This window comes from Flavicella sp., from assembly GCF_037132785.1.
Classification (GTDB): domain Bacteria; phylum Bacteroidota; class Bacteroidia; order Flavobacteriales; family Flavobacteriaceae; genus Flavicella.
Window position 1 is genome coordinate 1 of sequence record NZ_JBAHZZ010000092.1, and the last position, 7,958, is coordinate 7,958.

The window sequence follows — 7,958 nt, forward strand, 5'->3', positions numbered from 1 at the left end:
CAAGAAAAACTAAATAATAGACCTAGAAAGATACTTGGATATAAAACACCAAAAGAAATGATGGATATTGAACTTAAAATTGTAGCTTAGTAACATCATAAAACTAAAACGTTTTGTTGCGTTACAACCTTGAAGCCAAGAGAACAGAGCACATTACAAGAACTAACCTCAAAATACGAACGAATACCATTTTAACATATAAATAACGTATTAAATTCGTTTCTTTTTTATTCCTATTTCACACAAAAACAAAATCGCAGCGGTACTATGCTTCAAATTTTATTACGTATCTAATTTAAGATATTACAAATTTAGGTTGGTAGTAGAATCTAAACGAAATAATAGGCTAAGAAAAAGACACCAATTCAAAACGCCTATATTTGTAATGAAAAATTATTGTTTAATGCAGTAGTTGCGTTCATGAGTTGAATTCAGCTCTGCTTATTATTTAAAAAAGACAAAAATGTTATTGACACAACGAAAAGACGCATTTGTTAAATTAGGAGAATTTTTGAGTCAGTTTTCAACTGAAAAAATCACTAAAAAAGACAATATATTATTTAATGATATGTTCTTTGATGCTTTTAAAATGCAAATTAAAAGAGCAAAAGAACTCAATGGGTGGTTTACAGAAGACAATGTTTTATTTTCCTTAGAAAGCTGGAGTCTAGCATTGACAGAAACGAACATTAATACCTGGCTTAAACCCTATGAAATTAACAAGATACCCGCAAAACAAGTTGCAATCATAATGGCTGGAAATATTCCTCTTGTTGGTTTTCACGATTTTTTATGTGTATTAATGGCAGGTCATAAAGTATTGGTTAAATTATCATCTAACGATAAGTATTTCATTCCCTTAATTGCAAAATACTTGGAATACATTGAGCCCGGTTTTAATGGAAATATTGAATTTACGGAAGAGAAGTTAAAAAACTTCCATGCTGTTATTGCTACAGGAAGTAATAATACGGCTAGATATTTTGAATACTATTTCGGGAAACACCCTCATATAATAAGAAAAAACAGGAATACGGTTGCAATTTTATCTGGAACTGAATCAGATGAAACTTTAGAAAAAATGACCTATGATATATTTCGATATTTTGGTTTAGGCTGTAGAAGTATCTCAAAAATATTTTTACCTAAAGGTTTTGATTTGAATAGGATATTTAAAGCCTCGTTTATTCATAAAGACATCGTAAACTATGAACGATATGCAAATAATTACGAATACAATAAAGCTGTCTATTTAATGAGTCTTTTTGATATCAGAGAAAATGGATTCTTAATGCTAAAAGAAGATCAAAGTTATTCCTCTCCTATATCCTCTTTATTCTATGAATATTATGAAGATTTAGAAGAGTTAAAAACTCGTTTATCCACAGATTCTGACAAAATACAATGTGTTACCAGTGATATTTTAGAACTTAATACGATCCCTCTGGGACAGACACAAAATCCTCAATTATGGGATTATGCTGACAACACAGATACACTTAAATTTTTATTAACAATCTAGTTGACATATTTGCTTATTTTAAATAGTTAAATACAATAAAATTGTCGAAATTCGCCATTCGTTTTTACGACAATAATTATAGAATCAAACATTATGAAAAAACATAATTTTAGTGCAGGACCATCTATCTTGCCACAAGAAGTATTAAAAAAAGCAAGTGAAGCTATTATTGATTTTAATGGGTTAGGATTATCTCTAATTGAAATTTCACATAGAAGTAAAGATTTTATCGCTGTAATGGACAAAGCTCAAGATTTGGTAAAAGAATTATTAGAATTACCTGAAGGTTATTCTGTTTTGTTTTTACAAGGAGGAGCAAGTTCTCAGTTCTTAATGACTCCATATAACTTATTAAAAGAAGGAGGAAAAGCTGTTTATCTTGATACTGGCGCTTGGAGTTCTAAAGCAATCAAAGAAGCAAAAAACTTTGGAGAAACGGTTGTTATTGCATCTTCTAAAGACAAAGGTTATAATTATATTCCTAAAGGATATCAAATACCCTCAGATGCAGGCTACATGCATTTCACATCTAATAATACTATTTTCGGAACTCAATTAAAAGAATTCCCTGGTAATGATGTGTTAAAAGTCGTTGATATGAGTTCTGATATTTTTTCTAGAAAAATAGATTTCACTCAATTTGATGTGGTTTATGCAGGTGCTCAAAAAAATATGGGACCTTCAGGAACTACTTTAGTAATTGTAAAAGACGCTGTTTTTGGTACATCAGGAAGATCAATTCCTTCTATGTTGGATTATGCTGTACACGCAAAAGCAGGAAGTATGTTTAATACGCCACCTGTATTCGCCGTATATGTATCAATGCTAACTTTGGAATGGTTAAAAGAAAAGGGAGGAATCGAAGCTATCGAGAAAATAAACAATGAAAAAGCAGAATTATTGTATAACGAAATCGACAACAATCCTTCTTTTGTTGGGTTTGCCGCTAAAGAAGATCGTTCTAACATGAATGTTACTTTTACTTTAGCTGACGAATCTAAAAAAGAAAAATTTGATAAGCTTGCTGCCGCAGCTGGAATAATCGGGATTAATGGACACAGATCTGTTGGTGGATATAGAGCAAGTATCTATAATGCAATGCCAATTGAGAGTATTCAAGTTTTGGTAAATGCAATGCAAGAATTAAACAAATAACATTTAAAAAAAGTGATGCCAAAACGGCATCACTTTTTTTTCTTACTTATAAAATAATTTAGAATGAAAGTATTAGCAAATGACGGTTTGGCTCAAAGTGGTGTTACCGCTCTTGAAGCTGCTGGTTTTGAGGTGATTTTAACAACTGTTGCTCAAGAGCAATTAGAAAACTATATAAACAAAGAAGGAATTGACGTGATTTTAGTACGTAGTGCAACTACGGTACGTCAAGAATTGATTGATGCTTGTCCATCTATTAAAATTATTGGACGTGGTGGAGTTGGTATGGATAATATTGATGTACAATACGCAAGAGATAAAGGTGTTGATGTAATCAATACACCTGCTGCATCTTCTCATTCAGTAGCAGAGTTAGTATTTGCTCATTTCACAAGTCTTGCTCGTTTTGTCCACGATTCAAATAGGAATATGCCTTTAGATGGAGAATCTAAATTCAAACAGCTAAAAAAATCTTATGCTGGTGGTGTTGAATTAAAAGGAAGAACTTTAGGTGTTTTAGGTTTTGGACGTATTGGACAAGCTACTGCTGCAATTGCATTAAGACTAGGAATGAAAGTTGTCGCATTTGATCCTTTTATGGAATCTGCAACAATTTCTCTAGACTTTATTGACGGACAAAAAATAGACATTACTATTGATACGATCTCTAAAGAAGAGGTTTTAAAACAAGCTGATTTCTTAACACTTCATGTACCTGCTCAAGACGAGTACGTAATTGGAGCAAAAGAAATTGAAGCGATGAAAGATGGTGCTTTTATTGCAAATGCTTCTCGTGGTGGTGTTATTGATGAAGTTGCTTTAATTGCTGCTTTAGATAGTGGTAAATTAAAGGGTGCTGCATTGGATGTATTTGAGACAGAACCTAAGCCTTCTGTACAGGTCTTAATGAATCCTAAAGTTTCATTAACTCCACATATTGGAGCCGCTACTGGCGAGGCTCAAGATCGAATAGGTGGTGAATTAGCAATACAAATTATTAAGTTGTTGAAATAATCTCTTTCACAAAATATATTAAAAGGCTGTCTTTTAAGACAGCCTTCTGTTTTATACTATAAGTTGTATAATTAAATTTAGTATAAAAACATAATAGCACCTTTATTTTACAATTCTAAAAATTGTAACTTTACTTTTATTAAAAAAAAGAATTACTTATCTATGGTTTTAGACATCATTAACGCCAAAATAATATCATACAAAAAGCACATCCAAGATACTGCTGAATACAAATCACTATTCAAATGGGATGCAATCAAACAGTTTCAAGACAATTGGGACATCAATGCGGAAGATTTCAAACAGATGTATGAAGATAGTTTTTCTAATAATGTTGCGACTAGATTATGGGAGGGTGAAAACTTCTACCCTAAAGAAGCAATGTTTGTTATGTTAGACTACGATCAAGAAAAAATTCGAGGGATGTTTAGAAATCTTTTAAACGAAGAAAAGGATTTAGAAGCTCGTATAGAATTTTTTATTTTCGACTGTAACACAATTCGAAATGAAATCCTTAATTCAAACCCAGAGTTCACAAATCATTATCATGGAGATTATGCAATGGTTTCAATTTATTTATCATTCAAATACCCTCAGAAGTATTCTATTTATAAATATGATGAATTCAAACAGTTTATGAATGCTGTGAAAAGCAAATCTATCCCTACAGAAAAAGAAATCTCTAGATTTTTTAAAGTCATGAAAACTATTAATATTCTCATATCTAAAGATGAAGAGCTTTTGGCTATTCATAAAAAAATAAGAGAAATCAATAATTCTTTTACTGATGATAGTCTTCTATTAGCACAAGATTTCTATCACTGTAGTATAAAACTTGAATAATAAAAAAGGCTATCCTATAATAGGAAAGCCTTTTTTTATTTCTTCTACTTCTACTCTGGCAAAACTCCAATTCTTACGGTTAGTTCCTGAACTTACAAATAATGCTAATGTGTTTAAAACAAAAAAACACGGATCTATAGGGCTGTAGACAATAAACTTCATTGAACTTTAGCTGTTGCCTTTACAAAAGAGATGTCTGAAAAAAGAGTTTGCAACACTGCTCGAAATTATTCTGTTTTACTTAAGATAGCATTAAATCTATTTAAAAATATACCTTCAAAAAAAACATCATTGAAAAGTAAAATACTGGAAGCAGGATGGCATCAAGAATACTTGCTAAAAATATTAAATTTAAAAGTATGATTCTACTCTGGGAATCCTATTTGATTTGAGTATTCTAAAAAATAATTGTTTATTTTCGCAAGCGCGTTAGGGATCTCAGTGGCATCCTTTTTTTAAAATTCAATGCTGAGCTTGTGGAAGTTCTGGTATTTAAAAAAGATAAAACAAAGAGCCCGACCTGAAAGGAAACGCCTAAAAACAATAAAAATGAAAGTTACAGATCATATAAAAGAAGCGAAGGGAAAATCATTGTTTTCTTTTGAAATTGTGCCTCCAGTTAAAGGACAGAATATTCAAAAATTATATGATAATATAGATCCTTTGATGGAGTTTAATCCAAAATTTATTGACGTTACTACTTCTAGAGAAGAATATATTTATATAGAAAAGGGAAATGGACTTTTGGAACGTAAAGTTACACGGATGCGTCCAGGAACTGTTGGAATTTGTGCTTCTTTGATGCATAAATATGATGTAGATACTGTGCCTCATGTTTTATGTGGTGGCTTTACTAGAGAAGAGACAGAATATGTTTTAGTAGATTTACACTATTTAGGGATAGATAATTTAGTAGCTTTACGTGGAGACTCTATGAAACACGAATCTCAGTTTGTACCTTGTGAAGGAGGTAATAATTATGCTGTAGAATTGGTCGTACAGATTGCTCAGTTGAATCAAGGAAAATTTTTGAATGAAACTGGAGAAATGGATTTGAAACCTGATTTCTGTATTGGTGTTGCAGGATATCCTGAAAAACATTTTGAATCTCCAAGTTTAGAGTCTGACTTACAGCGATTAAAAGAGAAGGTTGAAGCGGGAGCTGATTATGTAGTAACACAAATGTTTTTTGATAATAAAAAATATTTTGAGTTTGTAGATGCCGCAAAGGTAATAGGAATTAATGTGCCTATTATACCAGGAATCAAACCGATTGCAGTAGAGAGACATTTACAAATTTTACCTAAAGTATTTAGTTTGGATTTACCATTAGCTTTAGAAAAAGCAGTGTTGGGTTGTAAATCAGATAGAATGGCGATTAGGCAAGTTGGGATAGAGTGGGCCATTGAACAAAGTAAAGAATTGATGATGGCAGGAGTACCCACGGTTCATTATTATTCTATGGGAAAATCAGATAATATTGTTAAAATAGCAAAAGAAGTATTTTAATTAAGGAAATATAATTTTACTTAATATTACTATAAAAAAAAGTGATTATTAGTAAGAGTTTTAAGTGGAATATTTGATTACATTTGTAAAGAGAGAAATAAAATAATTTAAAGACATATAGTTATGGCATTAGAAATAACAGACGCAACATTTGAAGAGGTAGTTTTAAAATCGGATAAACCGGTATTGGTAGATTTTTGGGCAGCTTGGTGTGGACCTTGTAGAATGGTTGGACCAATCATTGAAGAAATTAGTACAGAGTATGACGGTAAAGCTGTTGTTGGAAAGGTTGATGTAGACGCAAATCAAGAATTTGCAGCGAAATACGGAGTTAGAAATATTCCTACAGTTTTATTGTTTAAAAACGGTGAAGTTGTTGATAAACAGGTAGGTGTAGCTCCAAAAACAACATACGCAGCTAAAATAGATGCTGTATTGTAAGAAATTGCCTTTATAAGATAAAAAGCAGTACTTTAAAAAGTGCTGCTTTTTTGTTTTAATAGGTGTTGATGAATAAAAGAGCTTTAAATTTCCTTTTTTTTGAGTAATTTTACCAAGTGCTTTTTAGTGAATGAAAAGGACATTTTTAGATATTTATATATGGATGATAAGTTAATTTCAAAGAAAAAACCTAGTTTCCCAGTTACAAATGCTTTAAAAGATTATTTGAAAAAGTACAATAGAAGTGTTCATATGCCAGTTTTGTATGAGGATTTATTACGCTACTCTGGAGGTATTGAAGTATATGACAAATCTGGAACAGATACTTTTTGGATTCGTGTCTATTATTCTGAATTTGAAAGAGAGGAAATTGATATGGGATTAAAAATAATCTATAGCATTCTTCATGCTGATGGTGGTGGTGATTCGATTCCTTTTTTAAATATTGATGCCGTTGATTTTTGTACGTTTGGTAATTCACAACCTTTTCGTATAAAGGTAAGAAATATTTTAAACGACAATTATATGTATATGTATATCAAAAAAGCAGATGCTTCTCGTGTGTATGGTTTGGAGTTAGAGCATTTATTATCTCCTGATCGGATCAATTTTTTGGTGTATAAAAACACGATTGTGGAAGAGCATATTCAAGGAATTCCAGGAGATGTATTTATGAATGAAGGCTATAAAAAATTTTCATCAAGAGATCAAAAACAACTGGCGAAGGAATTCGTAAAGTTTAATGAGCGTTGTATTATTCGATTGTTAGGAGATATGCGTTCGTACAATTATGTTATTGTACCTACACACGATTTTGATCAGGTGCAATATAGAATTCGTGCGATAGATTTTGACCAACAGTGTTACGAAGGCAAGTTTAAGGTGTATATGCCTCAGTTTTTAAAAGAAAACAATTTATTTGTAGAAATGGTTCATGAAAATTTACAGGAACAATCTATAAATCAATATAAGGTGGAAGAGCGTTCGGCAATTTCAAAACGTATTTTAAGGGTACATGATAGAGTCTTATGTTTATTAGACTGCATTTCTGAAAATTCGATTTCTACACCAGAAAAAGTAGAACAGCTAAAAGCAGGTTTGATTGATTATTCCAAGGACATGAAATTTAAAAAATGCGTTAATATGGGAGAACTATTGAGTGTTGGATTTGATTTTGTGGTAAGAAATTATGAAAATGAAAACCATTATTTAATTCATTAATATTTTTTATTCAGATAAGCAATAAAAATAGAAGCATAACTCCACTTGGTTTTGTTTTCGTGTGAAATATGAATGAAAAAAAACGAATTTAATGAGTCATTTAAATGTTCTTAGTTATACGCCTAGTATCTGTTTTATGTTTTTTTGATATTTAGGTTTTTGTAGTACCATTCTAAGAATTGTTTTATGAAAAATGGATTCTTTGTATTGTGACCTATTAATTCTAAAACAAAATTCATCAAAATATGCTTGT

General features: G+C 31.1%; 7 protein-coding genes and 1 pseudogene. 7 read left to right on the forward strand and 1 reads right to left on the reverse strand.

What is annotated here, in order from left to right; translation table 11 throughout:
• The first annotated feature begins 463 nt into the window (after positions 1 to 463).
• The 7 genes from V5787_RS06280 to V5787_RS06310 all read left to right on the forward strand — a co-directional run bounded on the left by V5787_RS06280 (position 464) and on the right by V5787_RS06310 (position 7,705).
• Positions 464 to 1,522 carry an acyl-CoA reductase gene (locus V5787_RS06280; protein WP_336892413.1) on the forward strand — a complete coding sequence of 353 codons (1,059 nt, stop codon included), beginning with the start codon at positions 464 to 466 and terminating at the stop codon, positions 1,520 to 1,522.
• A 93-nt stretch (positions 1,523 to 1,615) separates the two neighbouring features.
• Positions 1,616 to 2,677 (forward strand): 3-phosphoserine/phosphohydroxythreonine transaminase, encoded by a 1,062-nt coding sequence (serC, locus tag V5787_RS06285; RefSeq protein WP_336892414.1) that lies wholly within the window; start codon positions 1,616 to 1,618, stop codon positions 2,675 to 2,677.
• Positions 2,678 to 2,740: 63 nt separating this feature from the next.
• Positions 2,741 to 3,691, forward strand: a complete 951-nt coding sequence (locus V5787_RS06290) for a D-2-hydroxyacid dehydrogenase (RefSeq protein WP_336892415.1) — start codon at positions 2,741 to 2,743, stop codon at positions 3,689 to 3,691.
• A 162-nt stretch (positions 3,692 to 3,853) separates the two neighbouring features.
• On the forward strand, positions 3,854 to 4,534 hold the full coding sequence (locus V5787_RS06295; RefSeq protein ID WP_336892416.1) for a hypothetical protein: 681 nt from the start codon (positions 3,854 to 3,856) through the stop codon (positions 4,532 to 4,534).
• A 549-nt stretch (positions 4,535 to 5,083) separates the two neighbouring features.
• Positions 5,084 to 6,043: a methylenetetrahydrofolate reductase [NAD(P)H] gene (gene metF / locus V5787_RS06300; RefSeq protein ID WP_336892417.1), complete on the forward strand. Its 960-nt coding sequence runs from the start codon at positions 5,084 to 5,086 to the stop codon at positions 6,041 to 6,043.
• 123 nt (positions 6,044 to 6,166) lie between these two features.
• On the forward strand, positions 6,167 to 6,484 hold the full coding sequence (gene trxA / locus V5787_RS06305) for a thioredoxin (RefSeq protein ID WP_336892418.1): 318 nt from the start codon (positions 6,167 to 6,169) through the stop codon (positions 6,482 to 6,484).
• 159 nt (positions 6,485 to 6,643) lie between these two features.
• A complete protein-coding gene (locus V5787_RS06310; RefSeq protein ID WP_336892419.1) occupies positions 6,644 to 7,705 on the forward strand; it encodes a hypothetical protein in 1,062 nt (353 codons plus the stop codon).
• 114 nt (positions 7,706 to 7,819) lie between these two features.
• Here V5787_RS06310 and V5787_RS06315 read toward each other — a convergent pair.
• Positions 7,820 to 7,958: pseudogene (locus tag V5787_RS06315) on the reverse strand (IS1595 family transposase); the annotation flags it as partial.